General features: G+C 50.4%; 17 protein-coding genes. 9 read left to right on the top strand and 8 right to left on the bottom strand.

Annotated elements, in window-relative coordinates; genetic code table 11:
* Positions 1 to 116 precede the first annotated feature (116 nt).
* Positions 117 to 1,106: an L-glyceraldehyde 3-phosphate reductase gene (gene mgrA, locus NNO03_RS00695; protein ID WP_271448560.1), complete on the bottom strand. Its 990-nt coding sequence runs from the start codon at positions 1,104 to 1,106 to the stop codon at positions 117 to 119.
* 183 nt (positions 1,107 to 1,289) lie between these two features.
* Here mgrA and NNO03_RS00690 point away from each other — a divergent pair, with 183 nt between their 5' ends.
* Positions 1,290 to 2,942: an alpha-keto acid decarboxylase family protein gene (locus tag NNO03_RS00690; protein ID WP_271448559.1), complete on the top strand. Its 1,653-nt coding sequence runs from the start codon at positions 1,290 to 1,292 to the stop codon at positions 2,940 to 2,942.
* Here the strand turns inward: NNO03_RS00690 and NNO03_RS00685 are convergent, their stop codons facing one another.
* Positions 2,943 to 4,178, bottom strand: a complete 1,236-nt coding sequence (locus NNO03_RS00685; RefSeq protein WP_271440210.1) for an ion channel protein — start codon at positions 4,176 to 4,178, stop codon at positions 2,943 to 2,945.
* A gap of 204 nt (positions 4,179 to 4,382) precedes the next feature.
* Between NNO03_RS00685 and glk the strand changes: the two genes are divergently transcribed.
* Positions 4,383 to 5,348, top strand: coding sequence for a glucokinase (gene glk, locus NNO03_RS00680; RefSeq protein WP_271448558.1), 966 nt, complete (start codon positions 4,383 to 4,385; stop codon positions 5,346 to 5,348).
* A 468-nt stretch (positions 5,349 to 5,816) separates the two neighbouring features.
* Complete coding sequence (locus NNO03_RS00675; protein WP_271440212.1) at positions 5,817 to 6,443, top strand: LysE family translocator; 627 nt, start codon at positions 5,817 to 5,819, stop codon at positions 6,441 to 6,443.
* A 78-nt stretch (positions 6,444 to 6,521) separates the two neighbouring features.
* Here the strand turns inward: NNO03_RS00675 and NNO03_RS00670 are convergent, their stop codons facing one another.
* The 3 genes from NNO03_RS00670 to NNO03_RS00660 all read right to left on the bottom strand — a co-directional run bounded on the left by NNO03_RS00670 (position 6,522) and on the right by NNO03_RS00660 (position 9,251).
* Entirely contained in the window at positions 6,522 to 6,722 is a 201-nt protein-coding gene (locus NNO03_RS00670; RefSeq protein ID WP_271440213.1) for a hypothetical protein, read from the bottom strand.
* An 82-nt stretch (positions 6,723 to 6,804) separates the two neighbouring features.
* Positions 6,805 to 7,539, bottom strand: coding sequence for a two-component system response regulator YpdB (ypdB, locus tag NNO03_RS00665; RefSeq protein ID WP_271440214.1), 735 nt, complete (start codon positions 7,537 to 7,539; stop codon positions 6,805 to 6,807).
* Positions 7,540 to 7,553: 14 nt separating this feature from the next.
* Entirely contained in the window at positions 7,554 to 9,251 is a 1,698-nt protein-coding gene (locus NNO03_RS00660) for a sensor histidine kinase (RefSeq protein WP_271448557.1), read from the bottom strand.
* 387 nt (positions 9,252 to 9,638) lie between these two features.
* Here NNO03_RS00660 and alaC point away from each other — a divergent pair, with 387 nt between their 5' ends.
* Positions 9,639 to 10,877, top strand: a complete 1,239-nt coding sequence (alaC, locus tag NNO03_RS00655; RefSeq protein ID WP_271448556.1) for an alanine transaminase — start codon at positions 9,639 to 9,641, stop codon at positions 10,875 to 10,877.
* Positions 10,878 to 10,944: 67 nt separating this feature from the next.
* On the opposite strand, the gene ypdK is transcribed toward alaC, so the two are convergent.
* Positions 10,945 to 11,016 (bottom strand): membrane protein YpdK, encoded by a 72-nt coding sequence (ypdK, locus tag NNO03_RS00650; protein WP_010723117.1) that lies wholly within the window; start codon positions 11,014 to 11,016, stop codon positions 10,945 to 10,947.
* Between the two features lie 344 nt (positions 11,017 to 11,360).
* On the opposite strand from ypdK, the gene NNO03_RS00645 reads away from it, so the two are divergent.
* On the top strand, positions 11,361 to 11,975 hold the full coding sequence (locus NNO03_RS00645; RefSeq protein ID WP_271448555.1) for a lysozyme inhibitor LprI family protein: 615 nt from the start codon (positions 11,361 to 11,363) through the stop codon (positions 11,973 to 11,975).
* A 41-nt stretch (positions 11,976 to 12,016) separates the two neighbouring features.
* On the opposite strand, the gene lpxP is transcribed toward NNO03_RS00645, so the two are convergent.
* The gene (lpxP, locus tag NNO03_RS00640) at positions 12,017 to 12,937 is read right to left on the bottom strand and encodes a kdo(2)-lipid IV(A) palmitoleoyltransferase (protein WP_005129779.1); all 921 of its coding nucleotides are present in this window, start codon (positions 12,935 to 12,937) and stop codon (positions 12,017 to 12,019) included.
* Positions 12,938 to 13,377: 440 nt separating this feature from the next.
* On the opposite strand from lpxP, the gene NNO03_RS00635 reads away from it, so the two are divergent.
* A complete protein-coding gene (locus NNO03_RS00635) occupies positions 13,378 to 13,620 on the top strand; it encodes a YfdY family protein (protein ID WP_271440216.1) in 243 nt (80 codons plus the stop codon).
* 115 nt (positions 13,621 to 13,735) lie between these two features.
* On the opposite strand, the gene pgtP is transcribed toward NNO03_RS00635, so the two are convergent.
* Positions 13,736 to 15,127 (bottom strand): phosphoglycerate transporter PgtP, encoded by a 1,392-nt coding sequence (gene pgtP, locus NNO03_RS00630; protein ID WP_040231431.1) that lies wholly within the window; start codon positions 15,125 to 15,127, stop codon positions 13,736 to 13,738.
* A 415-nt stretch (positions 15,128 to 15,542) separates the two neighbouring features.
* Here pgtP and pgtC point away from each other — a divergent pair, with 415 nt between their 5' ends.
* From pgtC to pgtA, 3 genes are read left to right on the top strand one after another with little or no spacing between them, the layout of a single operon-like run.
* Positions 15,543 to 16,742, top strand: coding sequence for a phosphoglycerate transport regulator PgtC (gene pgtC, locus NNO03_RS00625; protein WP_271440254.1), 1,200 nt, complete (start codon positions 15,543 to 15,545; stop codon positions 16,740 to 16,742).
* Positions 16,739 to 18,748 (top strand): two-component system sensor histidine kinase PgtB, encoded by a 2,010-nt coding sequence (gene pgtB, locus NNO03_RS00620; RefSeq protein WP_271448554.1) that lies wholly within the window; start codon positions 16,739 to 16,741, stop codon positions 18,746 to 18,748. Before pgtC ends, pgtB begins: the two co-directional genes overlap by 4 nt.
* Entirely contained in the window at positions 18,738 to 19,985 is a 1,248-nt protein-coding gene (gene pgtA / locus NNO03_RS00615) for a two-component system response regulator PgtA (RefSeq protein WP_271448553.1), read from the top strand. The genes pgtB and pgtA overlap by 11 nt, the downstream gene beginning before the upstream one ends.
* Positions 19,986 to 20,043: the final 58 nt, after the last annotated feature.

The following is a 20,043-nucleotide window of genomic DNA, read 5'->3' as shown; positions in this document are numbered from 1 at the left end:
AGCCGTAGCCGGCCTGTTAACGCAATATTACGGGGCAGTAAAGCCCCGTTTCATCGCCTTAACTCTTAAATCGTCAGAGAGCGCACTTTTTGTTAATAAATGTGTCTTTATTTCCATCAACCCAGGATGGCGTCGATCTCCGCACACTCTTCGGCAGAGAAATGACGGTTTGCCAGCATGCCAACGGCATCTTCAATTTGCGCAGGTTTGCTGGCGCCAATCAGTACTGACGTCACTTTATCATCGCGAAGAACCCAGGCTAACGCCATCTGGGACAGTTTTTGTCCCCGGCGCCCGGCCAGCGCATTAAGGGCACGGACTTTTTCCAGTTTTTGTGGGGTGATCTGGTCTGGGTTGAGAAAACGGCTGGCACTCGCTGCCCGGGAATCCGCCGGAATACCGTTCAGATAGCGGTCAGTTAATTGCCCGCCAGCCAGTGGGGAAAAGGCGATACTGCCCACACCTTTCTCCTGTAAGAGTGACAGCAGTCCCCCCTCAACCTCGCGTTCAAACATGGAATATTTCGGCTGGTGGATGAGACACGGTGTCCCTAAATCATCGAGTATTTCGATCGCCTGCCTGGCGAGATCCGTCGGATAGTTAGAGAGTCCTACGTACAACGCTTTCCCCTGACGCACAATATGATGCAGCGCGTTCATGGTTTCTCTGAGCGGTGTTTGGGGATCGGGGCGGTGATGATAGAAGATATCAACATACTCCAGCCCCATACGTTTCAGGCTTTGATCGAGGCTGGCAATAAGGTACTTGCGCGATCCCCAGTCACCGTAGGGACCTTCCCACATGGTATAGCCCGCTTTAGTCGAGATTATCAGTTCATCCCGGTACGATAAAAAATCTTCCTGCAGGATGCGACCGAAGTTTCGTTCAGCCGAACCCGGCGGTGGGCCGTAGTTATTCGCCAGATCAAAATGGCTGATCCCCAGATCGAAGGCGTGCTGTAATAAAGCTCGGCTGTTTTCGACCTGAGTGGTGTCACCAAAATTGTGCCACAGACCCAGGGAGACAATCGGCAGTTTAAGCCCGCTCTGACCGCAGCGGCGGTATTCCATTGTGTGATAGCGATTTTCGTTAGCCTGATAAGCCATGTCGCCTCCTTCCAGAATATATGTGCCTTTCAGTGTATACGGTTACACAATCGATTCTTCAAGGACATTTTGATCGTCAAAACTGTACACCCTGCTTTCCACCTCCTTCGCAGCGACATTCCTGGACAGTCATCACAGTTCTTCGATACTCAACATGAGGTTACCGTCAGAAGGATAGCTGTCATGCAAACCCCGTATTCCGTTGCTGATTATCTGCTGGACAGGCTGGCAGGCTGTGGCATTGACCATCTGTTTGGTGTGCCGGGCGATTACAATTTGCAGTTTCTTGACCACGTTATTGACCACTCAAGCGTGCGTTGGGTCGGGTGTGCGAATGAATTGAATGCGGCGTATGCCGCGGATGGCTATGCCAGGGTAGTTGGAGCGGGAGCGCTGCTTACCACTTTTGGTGTGGGCGAGTTAAGCGCAATTAATGGCATTGCAGGAAGTTACGCGGAATACGTTCCTGTCCTGCATATTGTCGGGGCACCATGTCGCAGCGCTCAGCGTCGTGGCGAGTTAATGCATCACACCCTCGGCGACGGTGACTTTCAGCATTTCTACCGTATGCAACAGTCAGTGACGATAGCCAGTGCAGTGCTGGATGAACAAAATGCCTGCTATGAAATTGACCGCGTGTTGCAGGCGATGTTAACGGAAAGACGACCGGGTTACCTGATGCTACCTGCTGATGTTGCGAAACAACCCGCCACACCACCGAGTGACATACTTATTGTTCCCTTGAGCGAGCCGGAAAGTAGTGTAGCTGCTGCGTTTCGCTATCATGCGCGTGAGCAGTTACTGGACAGTTCGCGCGTGTCGCTATTAGCCGATTTTCTCGCGCTACGCTTTGGCTTGCAGCCCGTTTTACAACGCTGGATGACGGAAACGCCGATGGCTCATGCCACGCTGTTGATGGGCAAAGGATTGTTTGACGAGCGACATCCGGCGTTTGTGGGCACATACAGTGCGGGGGCCAGCAGTGATTATGTGCGCCAGGCGATAGAAGATGCCGATACGATTATTTGCGTCGGCACCCGGTTTGTTGACACCCTGACCGCCGGGTTTACGCAAAACTTACCTCTTGAGCGAACGATTGAGGTTCAACCCCATGCGTCGCGGGTTGGGGGAAGCTGGTTTAACATCCCGATGGAACAGGCGGTTACTACGCTACGGGAACTGTGCCTGGAAATGTCGTTTTCGCTTCCGCCTGAACGTCCTTGTGCCGGGCGTCTGCAAGTTGAGAAAGGCCCTCTGACGCAGGGAAATTTCTGGCATACGGTGCAACAGTATCTGGCCCCCGACGATATTATCCTTGTCGATCAGGGGACCGCAGCATTTGGCGCAGCTGCGCTGTCACTTCCTGCCGGGGTGGAAGTACTGGTCCAGCCGTTGTGGGGGTCAATCGGTTACGCTTTGCCTGCTGCATTCGGGGCGCAAACAGCCTTCCCGCACCGTAGGGTGATCCTGATTATTGGCGATGGCGCGGCACAGCTCACCATTCAGGAGTTGGGAACCATGCTTAGGGATGGGCAAACTCCTGTTATTTTGCTGCTCAATAATGACGGTTATACCGTGGAACGAGCCATTCATGGTGCGAACCAACGATACAATGATATCGCCGGATGGAGCTGGACGCTGGTGCCGCAGGCGCTAAGTCGTGAATGTCAGGCGGAATGCTGGCGCGTGAAGCAGGCTGTCCAACTGGAAGAGGTTCTGGCTCGTCTGGCAAAACCGCAACGCCTCTCGTTGATAGAAGTGGTGTTGCCGAAAGCTGACCTTCCCGAACTCTTGCGCACGGTGACCCGTGCGCTGGAATCCCGCAACGGGGGGTAGTTACTTATCGGGACGGTCAGCAATCATCATTGGTTTTCCGGCTAATAGCAGCCAGGCCGGAAGCATGACGATGCACAACAGCGGTAGTAGGGTGGTGTCCGGCACCACCACTGCCGCCATAAACAGGCTCAGCCATGCATCACGAGTGACGACCAGTACCAATCCCAGAATGGCGCAGGAGACCGTAATCGCGGCAGGAACGGCTTCGACATGGGCGTGCAGCATCAGCCCCAGCGCGACGCCAACGAATACCGCAGGGAAAATCCGCCCACCGCGAAAACCACTCGCTGCAGCCACGACCAGCGCCGCCAGCTTTATCACCGCCAGCATGAAATAGTCCGAGGCTCCCAGCGTCTGGCTAAATGCCATTTGCTGCATCTCATCCAGGCCCTTAAACAGAGTCAGTGGTCCTCCGATAACACCCAAAATACCGAGGATAAAGCCTCCCGCGCCGAGGATCAGCACCGGGTGTTTCAGGCGATGTATCAGATGGTGCAAACGAGGCAGGCACCACACGGCCACCATCCCCGCCGCGATAGCAATGGCCGCAACGACCGCGCCACTGAAGATATCGACCAGATGCATCTGCGTATAGTGCGCGATGGGCAGCGAAAAGTGGGGATGAAAGAACAGGCTGGTGGTAAGTGATCCTGCCGCGGCGGCCATTAACGGTGCGAACAGACGGTCCCATAAGGGGACATCGTTGGAGCTGTTCAGCGTTTGTGAAAAGACCAGTGCAGCGGCAACCGGGGTACCAAATAGCGCCCCGATGGTGCCAGCAGAGGCGAGGATGGTCCAGTCCAGCTTCGCAATTCGCGGAAACATGCGGCTACCCATCGCCACTGCCAGCGCAATGTTAACGGTCATGATGGGGTGCTCTGGACCCAAACTGACACCCCCTGCGAGGCCAATAATCAGGGCGGCCAGCAATCCTGGCAACGCAGACGTCGAGACGGGCATACCGATTAAGGGTTCGCAGGCTGGGTCAGGGCCAGCATGACCATGACTGTAGCGGATGATGAGCCCAACCATGACCCCGGTAAGCGTGAGCATAGCAATAATCCAGAATGGAGAATCCTGGGCAATACCGATGCTTATGGGCAGACGTTCCCACAAAAATTGCTGTAAAACGGAAGCCACTTTCATCACAGCAATCAGCACCAGACTGGACGCTACCCCAATCAGTAACGCAGGCGTTGATAGCAAGAGCATCGTTCTGGCTCGCGGATGGAGCATTTTCTATTCCTTAATGCAGAGTCATAGACGTAGTTTGCACAGCCTGCCCAACGGCATCGCTGCAAATGGTGCTGAAACGATAAAGTAATTCTGTGACCTGGATCGATATTCCACGGGCATCAGTCTTCAGGGCGTTGTTGTTATGCCCCCATGAATTTACAGTGTGACAAAGATTTATTCTGACTTTAGCGGAGCCGTGGAAGAATGACAAAATATGCTTTAGTGGGTGATGTTGGCGGCACCAACGCGCGTCTTGCTCTGTGCGATATTGCCAGTGGCGAGATTTCGCAAGCGAAAACCTATTCCGGGCTGGATTACCCAAGCCTTGAAGCCGTTGTGCGCGTGTACCTGGATGAGCATAGCGTTAGCGTCAAAGATGGCTGTATCGCCATTGCCTGCCCAATAACCGGCGACTGGGTGGCCATGACCAACCATACCTGGGCATTTTCCATTGCCGAGATGAAAAAGAATCTGGGCTTTAGCCATCTGGAAATCATCAATGATTTTACTGCCGTATCAATGGCAATCCCGATGCTGAAAAAAGAGCATTTGATCCAGTTTGGCGGCGCTGAGCCTGTCGAGGGCAAACCTATTGCGGTCTATGGTGCAGGCACCGGTCTCGGCGTGGCGCATCTGGTACATGTGGATAAACGCTGGGTGAGCCTGCCAGGCGAGGGGGGGCATGTGGATTTTGCGCCGAACAGTGAGGAAGAGGCGATTATCCTGGAAGTGCTGCGGGCTGAGATTGGTCACGTTTCGGCGGAGCGCGTGCTGTCCGGTCCTGGGCTGGTAAATCTGTATCGTGCGATTGTGAAATCCGACGGACGTCTGCCGGAAAATCTGCAACCGAAAGACATTACGGAACGCGCCCTGGCTGATTCCTGTATTGACTGTCGTCGCGCACTGTCGCTGTTTTGCGTCATTATGGGCCGGTTTGGCGGCGATCTGGCATTAACGCTGGGGACGTTTGGCGGGGTGTACATTGCCGGTGGCATAGTGCCGCGCTTCCTGGAATTCTTTAAAGCGTCGGGTTTTCGCGGTGGTTTTGAGGATAAAGGGCGTTTTAAAGCCTATGTGCAGGATATCCCGGTATATCTGATTGTGCATGATAATCCAGGTCTGATTGGTTCCGGCGCGCATTTACGCCAGACGCTGGGGCATATTCTGTAAGACTCGTGCCGGATAGCGCTTTGCGCTTATCCGGCCAACAACGAAAATAATTCCGTTGACGGTTAAAACTGAAACGCCCTGAGGATGTGGGCGATTTTTTGTATTATCAATTATTACAAATGTCATTATGTTGACATTAAATATCCTGGCACAACCGCAAAAGGTTGCCGCAATAATAAGAAAAAGTATAAATATCACTCTTGTGGATAACGTGTCGAAATATCATTAAGTTAGCGTAAATTTAATGCTTTTCACTTTATGAGAACGGACATCTTATTTAGAGTAATACGTCGGGATAGTATTGCATTATCCAGGCCAGATTGCTGCAATAAGACTCGATTTATCGTGAGGAATTCTTTTTAGTATATTTAGTAAGCGGTAAAAGTGATGGAGCTTAAAGAGGCTGGTGAGCTAGAATAAACGTCCTGATTTATTGGTAATACATTTCAGCCTGGCGAATTTTTAAATATGTTTATTCCTTCTGTTAGTGCGACGGCCTTTGTTGCTTCGATTGCCACATTGGGCATTCTTTCTCCCGGCCCGGACTTCTTCATGGTGATTAAAAATGCGGCGCGCTACAAGCGTCTTCAGGCCATGATGACGGCTCTTGGCATCGTCGGTGGTGTGGCGACCCATATGTCCTACTGTGTGGCAGGACTGGCGGTTGTTATTACCACGACACCCTGGCTATTCGATATTCTGAAATATGCGGGGGCTGCGTATCTGATTTGGGTGGGGCTGCAAGCTCTGCTGTCACGCGGACACAACAGTATGGATATGACCCAGGTTGCGCGCCAGGAAGTGACGTTAGGTAAAGCATTTCTGCAGGGTTATTTGTGCAACCTGCTCAATCCAAAAGCGACGCTGTTTTTCCTGTCGATCTTCACTCAGGTGCTGAGCGTCCAGTCTGGTTTTCCAGAAAAAGCCTGGTATGCCGGCGTTATTTTGATGGTGTCAGTGATTTGGTGGCCGGTACTCGTGATCCTTATCCAAAGTGCGCCAGTTCGCGCTGGCCTGGCAAAGGCGCAGAAAATCATCGATAAAATGCTGGGCGGTCTGCTGATTGCTCTCGGTATTAAGGTTGCTCTTAGCTAATTCGGTTTAGCCTGTGGCATGTCCTGCACATTAAGTGGCCGCGAGCTAATGGTTTAGTTAGCTCGCGACCTGTTATTGTCAGTGAGATGTCGTGCTTGTTGCGTTTTGTATCGGCAGTTTCCCGGCTCTCAGTAGCACCATCTCTTGCTTGCATAGCAGTACGATAGCCTGACGAGCCTTCATTCTACGTGAGGTGAGGGCTTTTTTCACCGCACGGCGATCTGCACCCAGTTCCAGCATCTGAAAACATAACTGGGATAGCGCATGTCTGTATTTCATTGAAAACTCACTTTATTACGTTTTATAGCACCGGCAGTAGATCGCCATTTTACAACAATCCGCATGGTCATGACTAATCGCACTATAAATGCATTAATTGCCTGAATTCTTTTACTTTGCTCCGGCTAACCGGGATTTCAAATTCCAGATCTTTCAATCGCAAAATATAGGTGTTGTTAAACCACGGTTCGATCTCGCGGATTTTGTTCAGGTTTACGCAGAATGAGCGGTGGCAGCGGAAAAAATGTGAGGCAGGCAGTTTGCTGCAAAATTCGGTGATGTTCATCGGCATGACATACGATTCGCGCCGCGTGTAGACGAAGGTCATCTTTTCATGGGCTTCAGCGTAGTAAATATCGTTGATTGGCGTAACGATAATCCGCTCGTCTTTGATCAGGTTGATCGTATCGTTTTCACGCGTCACCGGGCTGCTAAGGGGGGCTCCTGTTTGCTGCTGCTGCCAGGCCGCCTCCAGTTTTTGCAACATGCCGACAATTCGTGATTCCTGGTACGGTTTCAGAATATAGTCAAACGCTTCTAGTTCAAAGGCTTCAACAGCGTGTTCTTTCCAGGCTGTAATAAACACAATAAAGGGCTTATGCGCAAACTGACTGATGTTTTGTGCCAACAGCACACCATCCAGTGATGGAATATTTATATCCAGAAAAATAGCGTCAACGCGGTTGTGCTGCAGGTATTTAAGCACATCCAGACCGTCGTCAAATGTACCGACAATCTCCATCTGGCTGTGCTCTTTTATCAGCCAGCTAAGTTCCTGTTGGGCCAGGAATTCATCTTCAACAATGATGACTTTCACAACTTTACTCCTGGTTAAAGCAATAATGTGGCCGGGGCTGCTGCAGGTGAGTGCTGGTTTGGCACGTAAAACGCAATCTCTGTGCCAGGTTCAAGACGACGGATATGTAGCCCTTCACCGTACAGGAGCTTAACGCGGTGATGTACATTCAACAGGCCAATTTTATTGCCCGGCATTTCATTGGACTCAACGCGTTCAATGACTTTCGGATCGATACCATGGCCGGTATCTCTGACGGCAATGCGTACCCGATTACCACATTCCGCCACGCTGATCGTGACCACACCTTTCCCTTTGCAGGGTTGGATCCCATGGACGATGGCGTTCTCAACCAATGGCTGAATCAGCAGGCTGGGAATAAAACAGCTGACCTCTTCATCAATATCATAAATAACCGTCAACTTATCGCCAAAGCGGGCCTGCTCAATAGCAATGTAATCCTTAATTTGATACAGCTCTTTCTTGATGTCGATCTGCTCATCATCTTTTAATTCAATATTATAGCGAAGATAGCGTGATAAATTAAAAATGAGCTGGCGTGCAGTGTCCGGGTTCAGTCGCACTGACGATGAGATCGCGTTTAGCGCGTTAAACAGAAAATGGGGATTTATTTTACTTTGTAGTGCCCGCAACTCTGCCTTATTTGCCATTTCGCGTAGCTGCTCGGCGCGGGAAACCTCAAGCTGAGTCGAGATAATTTGTGACAGACCGATAGCCATTTCTTGTAATGAAGAGGTGATCTGGTGGGCATGGCAGTAGTAGATTTTCAGCGTGCCAGTGACCACACCTTTTTCCCACAACGGTATTACCAGCATGGAGTGTATTTCCGGCGTGCGATGGGCTTCATCATTGTTCTTTATGATGATTTTTCCGTAATTTATCGCCTGCTGGGTGGTCGGGCTAACGAAATCATCGTTATCGCGGTAGTTCAGTTCGCCAACGCCGACATAGGCCAGAACGTGCTGGGTATTGGTGATCGCGACGGCATCTGCATGAATATCATGGCGAATAATTTCGCACACCTGGCGTAGCGACTCGCTATTGACCTGACGAAAAAGCGGCAGGGTTTTGTTGGCGATATCCAGCGCCAGTTTAGCCTGTTTTGCCGCACTGGCTTCTTTCTCTCCTTCCACGCTTTGTACCAGCATGACGATAAAGCCGATACAGACGCTGCCAAGGATCATTGGGATACCGATTTTCGAGACGATATCCAGCCCCAGTTCGGTTGTGGGAGCCCAGGCGACCACCAGAATCATGGTCAATGATTCGCACAGCATCCCGCCTAAAATACCGGCGCGCCAGTGTTGTGCCTTAGGGATTTTTCGGTTGATCCAACCCGCAATACAGCCAGCAAGGATGCTGGTAATAAAACAGGGAAGGGCGGTAACACCTCCGATATCAATCAGATAACGGTGTGTACCCGCGATGAGTCCGGTAATGACACCGACCCATGGGCCGAACAGAATTCCGCCTGACATCACGGCAATAATACGCACGTTCACCAGTGAGCCTTCTACCGGTACACCAGACCAGGTGCTGAACAGGGCAAACATGGAGAAAATGGCCGTAACGGCGAGCAGTTCTTTCACCGAGTGGGCTGACTTGTGCAACAGTTCGCGGAACAGGCGGATACGAATCAGGAAAAACAGACAGAACAGCATCAGCGCTGCCCGATCAAAGACCGCCAGCAGCATATTGAATATTTCGTGCACAGGTGACTCTTGCGAAGGGGTTAAACCCCTATGATAGGTAACCTGAGGCTGGATGACCAGCATCCCTGTCAGCACAGGTTAATGAGGAAAAACCACAATATTAAAAGGGGATTGTTGCATGATTGTTGTATTTACAATATCCCTCCAGAGAAGGCGAACTTCAACGTAATGTATTTAACAACAAAATGTTAAAAAATGGTGATTTCATGAGGGTTAGATATTCATGCATTTCCCGTTTTAGAAACGCTGTTCCTCTTTTATGCCGATAAAAAATATTTTGCTGTACCTCTCGACAGAAGGAAATTAATCAGGCTATTTTCTAAACGTGCCACCATCGTGGCAGCGTCGCTCGGACGGTCCGGGCGCTAACGTACATCTGAGGATATTATGGCTGACTCCCGCCCTGAACGTCGTTTTACGCGTATTGATCGTCTCCCCCCTTACGTTTTTAACATTACCGCTGAACTGAAGATGGCTGCGCGTCGGCGCGGCGAAGATATTATCGATTTCAGCATGGGGAATCCGGACGGTGCTACGCCTCCTCACATTGTCGAAAAACTGTGTACCGTGGCGCAGCGCCCGGATACCCACGGTTATTCAACGTCGCGCGGTATTCCTCGTTTACGTCGGGCGATTTCTCGCTGGTATCAGGAACGCTATGACGTCGAGATCGATCCTGAATCCGAAGCGATTGTAACGATTGGCTCCAAAGAGGGGCTGGCTCACCTGATGTTGGCGACATTGGATCACGGCGACACCGTCCTGGTGCCGAATCCCAGTTATCCCATCCATATTTATGGTGCCGTTATCGCCGGAGCACAGGTGCGTTCCGTGCCGCTGGTGGAAGGGGTCGACTTCTTTAATGAACTGGAGCGTGCGATTCGCGAAAGCTATCCGAAACCGAAGATGATGATCTTAGGCTTCCCGTCCAACCCGACGGCGCAGTGTGTCGAGCTGGAGTTTTTCGAAAAGGTCGTCGCGCTGGCTAAACGCTACGATGTGCTGGTGGTTCACGACCTGGCCTATGCCGATATTGTCTACGATGGCTGGAAAGCGCCATCGATTATGCAGGTTCCGGGGGCCCGTGATGTTGCCGTTGAATTTTTCACCTTGTCGAAAAGCTATAACATGGCGGGGTGGCGCATTGGTTTTATGGTTGGCAATAAAACGCTGGTAAACGCACTGGCGCGCATTAAGAGCTATCACGATTATGGAACGTTTACACCGCTGCAGGTAGCCGCTATTGCCGCGCTGGAAGGTGATCAGCAGTGTGTACGGGATATCGCTGAGCAATATAAGCGTCGTCGCGATGTGCTGGTCAAAGGGCTGCATGAAGCGGGCTGGATGGTTGAAATGCCAAAAGCGTCGATGTACGTGTGGGCGAAAATTCCGGAGCAGTACGCCGCAATGGGGTCGCTTGAATTTGCCAAAAAATTGCTGAATGAGGCGAAGGTTTGTGTTTCGCCGGGGATTGGCTTTGGGGACTATGGTGATACACACGTGCGTTTTGCGTTGATTGAGAACCGTGACCGTACCCGCCAGGCAATCCGCGGAATCAAAGCCATGTTCCGCGCAGATGGTTTACTCCCGGCCAGCCCGAAATCAGCCACTGAAAGTATCGACTAGCAAAACTTTCACCTTACAACGCAAACAGGAGCCAAATGGCTCCTGTTTTTTTGCTGCATCTTTCAATTTAGATCATCAGGGCAAAAGTACCGGCCCATACGATGACCATAAAAGAAATGCCCATAAAGAAATATTTCACTTTTCATCTCTCCGCATACGATGAGTACGCCTAAATGAACATATGCTTACCTGACAGAGAGCTGATGCGAGCATAAACGAAAGGGAGAATACCCCGCGTTTGCTTGGCTGCATCACCTCAGAATTCTGAGCTTTAATGCTCCAGACGGCGCTAATGTACGCCTAAAAATGAGGTGAAACAAGAGGCATTTTTTTATTTAATTTTAGTAACTTACAAGTGTCGTGATTCGGCGACAGTTTAATTTCTGACGGTAATAAATTGCTATTGAGCGACGTAGTTGTTACTCAGAGAATTCTCATATCACCTTGAGGTTAATGCGGTTAATTTTCTCGCGGAATTTGATAATGAAAAGGTTAAAAATGACCAGATTAATGATGTTAGCACTTGTTCTTGCGCCATTGACGTCGATGGCGGCTGCACCACAAGCGTTCAATTTCAACTGCGCAAGTATTGGTGGTGTGAATAGTGATGGTAAAGGCAATGTATGGATTAATGGCACAAAAGCGACCATTAAGACCTTCAATGAAAATTACTGGGAGGCGAAGAGCGGTAAAAATACCGTCTCTATTTCCAGAAAAGATGACGGAAACCCGGAAGTGTCCTGGGCTGGCCCAAACCGCAAGCATGGGATTTGTCAGCCTGAAGATAATGTTGATTTCTCTCCGGCGAAAAAATCGACTCATGCTGGCCCATCGTTCTCCTGTTCTGCAGCGGAAAAGGGAAGTATGGAAGAGATTATCTGTCAGAGTCCCTCGCTCTCCGCAATGGATTTAAAATTGAACGGGGTCTACAAGCAGGCGCTGGCTAAATCGAAAAATGACCCGACGCTAAAAGCAGAGCAACGAGGCTGGATCAAAGGACGTAATGAATGCTGGAAAGAGCAGGATAAGCCCGCCTGCCTTGCCAGAGAATATAGCGAACGAATGACTGAATTACAGAACAAGTGGGGTGTTAAGTAATTCAAGTGCAGAAATAAAGAAAGGCCATTCGGCCTTTCTTTTTAGACATATAGCGAGGCTTCACCCATCGGGCGGGTTTTGAAACGACGATGGATCCAGAGATACTGCTCGGGTGCCCGCATAATCTCTTTCTCAATGATTTTGTTCATATAGGCCGCGGCCTGGTTTTCATCTTCCGGGTAACCTTCCATTTCTGGTGTGATAAACAGACGGTAGCCGGAGTTATCAGATTTTCTCACCATGGTGACGGTCAGCATTTTCGCCCCTGACAAGCGTGACAGCACGTAGGTACCGTTGGTTGTCGCAACATCTTTGACGGCGAAGAATGGCGCAAATGAGCTGCCTTTACGGCCATAATCCTGATCGGGTGCAAACCATACGGCTTCCCCTTTTTTCAGTGCGCCGACAATGCCGCGCAGATTATTTCTGCCGATCATGGCTTTGTTCGAGCGCATACGGCCACGGGTTTGTATCCACTCCATTAATTTGTTGTTGTGCGGGCGGTAGGTTGCCATCATTGGCTGGCAAAGCCCCATCACACGGCCCCCCAGTTCCAGCGACATAAAATGCACGCCGACTACCATTACGCCACGGTTATGCGCCTGAGCGCGTTGCAGGTTGTCCAGGCCTTCAACATCAAACCATTTACGCACCCGGCGATCTGGCCAGAACCAGGCCATTCCGGTTTCAAGCAGTGCCATGCCGAGTGAGCGGAAGTTCTCGTCGACCAGTTTGTTCCTTTCTTCTTGTGACAGATTCGGGAAACAGAGTTCGAGATTTTTATGGGCAATGGATTCCCGGCGCTTTAAAAATGGGCGCGCCAGCGTACCTGTACGGGTGCCCAGAAAACATAAAACAGGATAAGGGAGTTGCACCAGTAACCAGAGCACACCGACACCGAACCATGTGAGCCAGTAGCGCGGATGCAAAAACGCGCGCGAAAATTTACATTGGGGGAACATAAGCACCTGTTGTTGGTACGAAAATAATGTATCGCGAAGATTCTTTGTCTACAGCGTTACTCTCTGACACTGAACAGTTAGGTCACTATGAGCGACAATGGTTCCTGTAAAGAGTGTAAAACTGAGTCAGGACAAACCACGAGGGGTATGAATGATCGGACGCACAATGTACACCCGAAGATTAATGTCATCCAGAAATAATTCCTCAAGTTTCGTAAATGTTTTTTGGTCGATAAAAAGCAAGAATAGGTTTATAGATAATTTGTTGTTTTTATGACGATTAAATAAAGGCCAACAGAGAATGCTCTGTTCAGAAGGTGAACAGTTATTGTAGCGAAAATGTTGCTTGAATTGCGAACGGATAGGAATTGTCTTAGACTATAAAATCAAGGAAGTGTAAGGACTTACGTCGATTTTTACGGCAGACAGGAGGTAACGCTATGTTCTATTTTTGGACTTTCCTCGCATTGAGCATTCTGTGCGTCAGTTGCTATATTTGGCAGGTAATGGGCGCTGCCGCGTCAATTAGTTCTTTTTTCGGCATGGCTATCCTTACGGCATTAATTTATTTCTTTACCATACGGTTGACTGATGGAAACGAAATGGTAACGGGACTATTTCTTTTTCTTGCCCCGACATGCGGATTGATCATTCGCTTTATGGTGGGGGATGATAAGCATTAAATCGAAGGTTCATAACTGAAAACGCAATTGTGTACCCCATTGACTGATTTTCTGGCTTCCATCTGAGCAAACTAAAGTGCCAGCATCGCTGGCACTTTTTTCTCTCTAAAGCAGATTACCTTGCATCAGCAAGCTGCAGCTCGGTGTCCTGTTGTTGGGCATTTTTTCGTTGTTGTTCGAGTTCCAGCGCCCCGCGGTGAGACAGATAGCAGAACAGAATGCAGCAGACAATCCCGCCCATCAGCAGATAGAAACCGCCATGCCATCCCATTTTATCGACCATGACACCAAACAGACTGGTTCCCAGCGATGCACCAAAAATGTAGCTCATAAAACCACGTAATCCGACCGCCGAACCGACAGCAAAGCTAGGGACGATTTCCATGGTCTGAACAGACGCCAGGAACTGGGGAACATAGATCAGGCACCCGACGATGGCAGCAAAAATAGTGACCATCAGCAGAGATTCACTTTTCCAGTAACCGATCAGACAGACGAAGATCAGCGCCATACAAATCATGGCCAACGGCATGCGACGACCTTTAAACAGTTTGTCGGTCAGCCAGCCTGCCAGCAGTGTGGAAGGAATTGCCGCCCATTCGAAAAACAGGAACGCCACACTCATTTGCTCTTTCGAGAAATGTTTTTCAGTTAACAGATAAATCGGTAACCAACTGATCATGCCAAAACGCACCATATAGACAAAAACGTCTACCAGTGAAACATACCAGGCATTTTTGTTACGCAGCACGTAGGTGCAAAAAATCTGAAAGGCGCTCATGTTTTCCGGTGCCTGGGTTACGTGCCGGGCATTTAACACGACTTTTTCTTCCGGCATCATCTGTTCCAGAGCAGGCAAGCCTTCTTCGCGTGGTGAGCCTTTGCCCAACATCAGAACAATAAAAGCAAATAGCACCGCAACACAGGCTGGGACGATATAGCTGGCGCTTTGCCAGTGTTCGCTGCCGAGAATAGCAAAGGCGGCGCCAACAATGGGGGCGACAATACCGCCACCGACGTTGTGTGAGATATTCCAGAATGCGCCAACGCGTCCACGCTCTTTGCGTGGGAACCAGTTGGCGATGGTAATAAACGAGGGACCGACGCCCATCCCCTGGAACAACCCGTTGAAGACCACCAGCGCGGCAAAAATCCAGAATCCGGTGCTGAACCCTAAGCCAACGTTGACAATGGCGCACAGGATCAGACCGCAAGCCATAAAGACTTTCGGGCTGGCTTTGTCTGCCAGGCTGCTCATGATGCCTTTACTGATCCCATAGGCAATAAGCATACAACTGCTGAGTAAACCAATCTGTGTTGCGCTGAGATCCAGATGTTCTTTCAGGTACGGGGTCGAGAGGGTGAAGTTATTGCGTACAATATAATACGCAAGATAACCAAGAAATACGCTAAGTAACGCCTGAATGCGGTATCGACCGTAAGTCTCCTGAATTTTTTCTTCCGGGACTTTATTTGCCGATGGCCCTGTCTTGAATATTGATAACATATCATCACCTAAATTTATATTGATGTGAATATCAGGATTTTTCGCAGTGAAGAGTGAAATAGGTGGCGAAGAAATTCAAATTGAAGAAATGTGTCACTATTGACTCAATTTGCTGAAAGTGGGACTGATTTTGACCCTTTTGAATTATGGTGAGGTCAGAACTATTATTCTGAATGCGTTTTTATCATCAGCATGTGCGGGTATTAACAAATTCAAACGACATTTTCGGGTATTCTTTATCTCTGTTATCGCATTCCGTCTGGTTATTCTGATAGCGGTTTTATCTTTTTCACCTGTCATGATAAACGGGTAAGTTTTGTCTCAATATTATTTTTCGACGATGTTGGTATTTATGAACAGGATCACAAACAGACTTTTCTGCCGGGGTAGTTTGTTGGCGCTCTCACTGTGTTTTATGTCGCTGTCGGCGACCTGTCTGGCACAGGGGAAGGAGCTGGTGATGGCGACGACGTTTTCCCCGGGGGCAACGGCCTGGATTATTCAGCGCTGGCAAACGGAGCCGGGGTCCGTGATGATCCGCACGCTGAACCGGACCAGTTCTTCTCTGGAACAATTGCTCGATACGGCGAATGCGGAAAATGTTGACCTGATTTTAACCTCTTCGCCGATGCTACTGCAGCATCTTCAGGAGCATCAGAAACTTGCTCCTTTTGATAACGCATTGCCGGAAAGCCAGCGGCTGGTGCCTGAGTCAATACGGTCGACGTCTGTAGCCGTGGCGATCTCAGGATTTGGTCTGCTGATTAATCGTTCAGCACTGACAGCGCGACATCTGCCTCCACCGACGGACTGGGGGGATTTAACGCATCCTAAATATCAAAATGCCCTGCTGATGAGTAGTCCATCGCGCTCCGATACCAATCACCTGATGGTTGAATCACTGCTGCAGCAAAAGGGGTGGCAAGAAGGTTGGGCGACATTGCTGGCCAGTGCCGGGAACCTGGTGACCATCTCATCACGCAGCTTTGGTGTTGCGGATAAAATTAAGAGCGGATTGGGCGTTGCGGGGCCAGTTATTGATAACTATGCCAATCTGCTGCTCAATGACCCCAATCTGACCTTTACTTACTTCCCACACTCTGCGGTCTCGCCGACCTACGTAGCTGTGCTGAAAAACAGCCCGCGTGCCAATGAAGCACAACGTTTTATCCGCTATTTATTGAGCCCAGAAGGGCAGCGGATCCTTGCCGATGCGAATACCGGTAAATATCCGGTAACGTCGCTGGCAGCAGATAACCCGCGTGCAGCCCAACAGGCCATTTTGATGAAACAGCCACCGCTTAATTACCGTCTGATCCTGAAGCGTCAACAGCTGGTCCAGCGGATGTTTGATACGGCCATCAGTTTCCGCCTCGCACAGCTTAAGGATGCCTGGCGAGCGCTGTACAGTGCGGAAGCACGTCTGAAACACCCGTTACCCGAAATCAGAGCGCTGTTAACCCAGGTCCCAATCGACGCCAGGAGCAGCGAAGATGAAGCCTGGCTTGCTCAATTCGATAATAAAAGTTTTGCTGAACAGCAAATGATGGAGTGGCAACTCTGGTTTCTTAACAACCAGCGCCTGGCGATATCAAAACTGGAAGAACTACAATGAAAGGCGGTTCGCTATTGCAACGTCTTCGTCAGCTCAGCATCAGCAGCAGTTTGCGGGGTGCTTTTCTGACGGGAGCTTTACTGACGCTAAGCGTGAGCTGTGTCAGTTTGTATTCCTGGCATGAGCAAAGCTCGCAAATCCGCTATTCGCTCGATGACTATTTCCCGCGCGTGCATTCCGCTTTTTTGATTGAAGGGAATCTTAACCTGGTTGTCGATCAGCTTAATGAATTCCTGCTTGCCCCCAACACGACTGTACGGCTGCAACTGCGCAATCAGATCATAGAACATCTGGACAAAATTGAACTGCTGAGTCGGGGATTGCAACCCACGGAACAGCAACAGCTGGCGGTGATTTTGCAGGATAGCCGTGCGTTGATGATCGAGCTGGACAGGGTGCTCTACAACATGTTCCTGGTACGCGAAAAAGTCAGCGAACTTTCCGCGCGAATCGACTGGTTACATGATGATTTCACGACCGAACTGAACTCTCTGGTGCAGGATTTCACCTGGCAGCAGGGAACGTTGTTGGATCAAATTGAAGCGAAAAATGGTGACGCGGCGTTGTACCTGAAACGCGCCAGGGAGGTGCAAAATGAGCAGCAACAGGTGTACACGCTGGCAAGAATTGAAAACCAGATTGTCGATGATTTACGCGACAGGTTGAATGAACTGAAGTCAGGTAGCGACGACGGCATGCTGGTAGAGAATCATATTCGCTATCTGGAAAATTTGAAGAAAACGGCGGATGAAAATATCCGCACCCTGGACGACTGGCCCAGCACTATCACGTTGCGGCAAACCATCGACGAATTGCTGGAAATCGGGATGATGAAAAACAAAATGCCCGATACGATGCGCGATTATGTCGCAGCGCAAAAAGCGCTGGTTGATGCCAGTCATGCCAGAGAAGCTACGCTTGGTCGTTTTCGAACATTGCTTGAGGCTCAGTTGGGAAGTAGTCATCAGCAAATGCAGATGTTTAACCAGCGACTGGAGCAGATTGTTCGCGTCAGCGGTGGGCTTATTCTGCTGGCGACGCTGTTGGCGCTGCTTCTTGCCTGGGGGCTCAATCACTACTTTATCCGTTCACGGTTGGTTAAGCGTTTTACCGCGCTCAACCAGGCCGTGGTGCAAATTGGTCTTGGCAGAACCGATGCCTCAATACCTGTTTATGGTCGTGATGAGCTAGGGCGCATTGCGGGGTTACTGCGCCATACGCTGGGTCAGCTCAATACGCAAAAAAGTCAGCTTGAGCAGGAAGTGGCAGAGCGTAAGGAGATTGAAGCCGATCTGCGAGCGACCCAGGGCGAATTGATTCAGACGGCGAAACTGGCGGTGGTTGGACAGACCATGACCACGCTGGCCCACGAAATCAATCAACCACTGAATGCATTGTCGATGTATCTGTTTACTGCGGGCAGGGCAATTGAACAGGAGCAGTTGGCGCAGGCCAGAAGCACGTTAACCAAAGCTGAAGGACTCATTACCCGTATCGATGCCATTATTCGCTCATTGCGACAGTTTGCGCGCCGGGCCGAGCCGGGAGCACCACTGCATCCGGTCGATTTACGACAAACCTTCAGCGCGGCCTGGGAGTTATTGTCTATGCGGCATAAACCGCAGCAGGCTACGCTTTCGCTGCCGGTTGAGCGCGTGTGGGTTACGGGCGATGAGGTGAGAATTCAGCAAGTTCTGGTAAACATACTGGCAAATGCGTTGGATGCCTGCCCGATTGCCGCGAAGATTGACGTTCACTGGCAGACCGAAGGTAGTACGGTATGTGTCTTTGTCAGCGATAATGGCCCCGGCTGGCCTGGTGCACTGCTGCCGTCGCTATTAAAACCGTTTACCACCAGTAAGGATGTTGGTCTCGGTATTGGGCTATCAATTTGTGTTTCGTTAATGACGCAGATGAACGGCGAGCTACGCCTGGCGTCAACGCTGGGGCGCAATGCCTGCGTGGTACTGCAATTCAACCTGACGGATGTAGAAGATGTTGAGTGATGAATATTCTGTTCTGCTGATTGATGATGATGCCGATGTCCTTGATGCTTACACCTTGTTGCTTGAGCAGGCAGGCTATCGGGTATGCGCATGCAATAATCCCTATGATGCCCGAAATTGGCTACAGGCTGACTGGCCCGGTATCGTCCTGAGTGACGTGTGTATGCCCGGCTGTAACGGTATCGAACTGATGGCTCTTTTTCATCAGGATGATAACCAACTGCCGATCCTGCTGATTACCGGACATGGTGATGTGCCGATGGCGGTGGATGCGGTGAAAAAAGGGGCATGGGATTTTCTGCAAAAGCCGGTCGATCCCGGCAAGCTGCTGTTGCAGGTTGCAGAGGCGTTGCAGCAGCGAAAATCTGTGATTGCCCGTCGTCATTACTGCCAACAAAAGCTGCAGGTTGAGCTGGTTGGCTACAGCGACTGGATAAATCAGTACCGTCAACGCCTGCAGCAACTGGCAGAAACGGATCTTGCCGTCTGGTTTTATGGGGAGCCGGGGACGGGACGCATGACGGGAGCCCGTTATCTGCATCAACTGGGACGTAGCGCCCAGGGGCCGCTTATTCGCGCAGAGCTCACCATCGGGAACACCGCTCAGCTCGATGAGCTGATTGCACAAGCGCAAGGCGGGACGCTGGTATTAAGCCATATAGCGTGTTTGACGCGCGAGCAGCAGCACCAGTTGGTTCACCTGCAAAGCCAGGAGCGGCGTCCTTTTCGGTTAATTGGTATTGGTACGACATCGCTGGTGGAGCTGGCGGCAACAAACCAGATCGTGGCCGAACTGTATTACTGTTTCGCCATGACGCAAATCGCCTGCCAGCCGCTATCCCTGCGCCCGGACGATATTGAGCCGCTATTTCGCCATTACCTGCAAAAAGCCTGCCTGCGTCTGAACCACCCCATTCCGGAGGTCGACGGGGAATTGCTGAAAGGGATGCGACGTCGTGTATGGCTGAGCAATGTGCGAGAGCTGGCAAACGCCGCAGAGCTTTTTGCCGTTGGGTTGCTGCCATTGGCGGAAACCGCCAATCCGCAGTTGCATATGCCGGAACCGACACCGTTAGATCGCCGGGTTGAAGAGTATGAGCGGCAAATCATTACCGAAGCGCTAAATATTCATCAAGGGCGTATTAATGAAGTGGCAGAATATCTGCAAGTTCCGCGCAAAAAGCTGTATTTGCGGATGAGAAAATACGGGCTAAGCAAAGAACATTATAAGTTCTAGAGAGAGGAGGTGCGGTTATGATAAGGGGAGTTGAGTGAGCATCTGAGTCGTCACCTCA

The organism is Citrobacter sp. Igbk 16 (genome assembly GCF_028069755.1).
In the GTDB taxonomy this organism is placed as follows: Bacteria; Pseudomonadota; Gammaproteobacteria; order Enterobacterales; family Enterobacteriaceae; genus Citrobacter.
The sequence above is the reverse complement of the archived record's forward strand: the minus strand, read 5'-3'. Positions and strand labels throughout refer to the sequence as shown.

Bases quoted from the DNA above. Each gene is read 5' to 3' on its own strand.
- pgtA (WP_271448553.1), top strand. From the start codon at position 18,738: ATGTTGAGTGATGAATATTCTGTTCTGCTGATTGATGATGATGCCGAT.
- NNO03_RS00675 (WP_271440212.1), top strand. From the start codon at position 5,817: ATGTTTATTCCTTCTGTTAGTGCGACGGCCTTTGTTGCTTCGATTGCC.
- glk (WP_271448558.1), top strand. From the start codon at position 4,383: ATGACAAAATATGCTTTAGTGGGTGATGTTGGCGGCACCAACGCGCGT.
- alaC (WP_271448556.1), top strand. From the start codon at position 9,639: ATGGCTGACTCCCGCCCTGAACGTCGTTTTACGCGTATTGATCGTCTC.
- NNO03_RS00635 (WP_271440216.1), top strand. From the start codon at position 13,378: ATGTTCTATTTTTGGACTTTCCTCGCATTGAGCATTCTGTGCGTCAGT.
- NNO03_RS00670 (WP_271440213.1), bottom strand. From the start codon at position 6,722: ATGAAATACAGACATGCGCTATCCCAGTTATGTTTTCAGATGCTGGAA.
- pgtP (WP_040231431.1), bottom strand. From the start codon at position 15,127: ATGTTATCAATATTCAAGACAGGGCCATCGGCAAATAAAGTCCCGGAA.
- pgtC (WP_271440254.1), top strand. From the start codon at position 15,543: ATGTCGCTGTCGGCGACCTGTCTGGCACAGGGGAAGGAGCTGGTGATG.
- NNO03_RS00645 (WP_271448555.1), top strand. From the start codon at position 11,361: ATGAAAAGGTTAAAAATGACCAGATTAATGATGTTAGCACTTGTTCTT.
- mgrA (WP_271448560.1), bottom strand. From the start codon at position 1,106: ATGGCTTATCAGGCTAACGAAAATCGCTATCACACAATGGAATACCGC.
- NNO03_RS00690 (WP_271448559.1), top strand. From the start codon at position 1,290: ATGCAAACCCCGTATTCCGTTGCTGATTATCTGCTGGACAGGCTGGCA.
- lpxP (WP_005129779.1), bottom strand. From the start codon at position 12,937: ATGTTCCCCCAATGTAAATTTTCGCGCGCGTTTTTGCATCCGCGCTAC.
- pgtB (WP_271448554.1), top strand. From the start codon at position 16,739: ATGAAAGGCGGTTCGCTATTGCAACGTCTTCGTCAGCTCAGCATCAGC.
- NNO03_RS00685 (WP_271440210.1), bottom strand. From the start codon at position 4,178: ATGCTCCATCCGCGAGCCAGAACGATGCTCTTGCTATCAACGCCTGCG.